We start from the raw sequence: 966 nt of genomic DNA on the forward strand, positions 1-966 counted from the left end.
ACTAAAGGTCAAGCTACAAAGGGCGCATGGAGGATGCCTTGGCACCAGGAGCCTAAGAAGGACGCGATAAGCTGCGAAAAGCTCTGGGTAGGCGCAAATAGCCAGAGAACCAGAGATATCCGAATGGGGAAACCCACCCAGACAACGCTGGGTACTGGAGTCTGAATACATAGGGCTTCAGAGGCAAACCCGGGGAACTGAAACATCTAAGTACCCGGAGGAAGAGAAAGAAAGATCGATTTTCCAAGTAGCGGCGAGCGAAAGGGAAAGAGCCCAAACCAGGAACTTGTTCCTGGGGTTGAGGTCAGGTCATAAAGAGAGAGGAAGCTTAAGCGAACACAACTGGAAAGTTGGGCCGCAGACGGTAAAAGCCCGGTAGGTGAAAAGCAGAGACTCAAAGACCTGAACCAGAGTACCACGAGACACGAGAAACCTTGTGGGAAGCAGGGAGGACCACCTCCCAAGGCTAAATACTACCTGGTGACCGATAGAGGAGAAGTACCGTGAGGGAAAGGTGAAAAGAACCCCGGGAGGGGAGTGAAATAGAATCTGAAACCGTGTGTCCACAAATAGTCGAAGTACAATAAAGTACGACGGCGTGCTTTTTGTAGAACGAGCCAGCGAGTTGCGATATGCAGCAAGGTTAAGTACTTAGGGTACGGAGCCGCAGGGAAACCGAGTCTTAATAGGGCGGGAAGTTGTGTGTTGCAGACCCGAAACCGGGTGACCTATCCATGGCCAGGTTGAAGCGGAAGTAAAATTTCGTGGAGGACCGAACCACAATGGTGTTGAAAAACCATGGGATGAGCTGTGGATAGCGGAGAAATTCCAATCGAACTCGGAGATAGCTGGTTCTCCTCGAAATAGCTTTAGGGCTAGCGTCGGAAATGAGTAATGGAGGTAGAGCACTGACTGGGGTAGGGGCTGACAACAGTTACTGAACCTTATCAAACTCCGAATGCCATA

Annotated in this window: 1 rRNA gene; it reads left to right on the plus strand. The window is 50.6% G+C overall.

The features are described from left to right. Positions 1–6: 6 nt before the first annotated feature. Positions 7–966: ribosomal RNA gene (locus CLLU_RS18495) — 23S ribosomal RNA — on the plus strand; the annotation flags it as partial.

The sequence above is a fragment of the Clostridium luticellarii genome, from assembly GCF_002995845.1.
GTDB lineage: Bacteria > Bacillota > Clostridia > Clostridiales > Clostridiaceae > Clostridium_B > Clostridium_B luticellarii.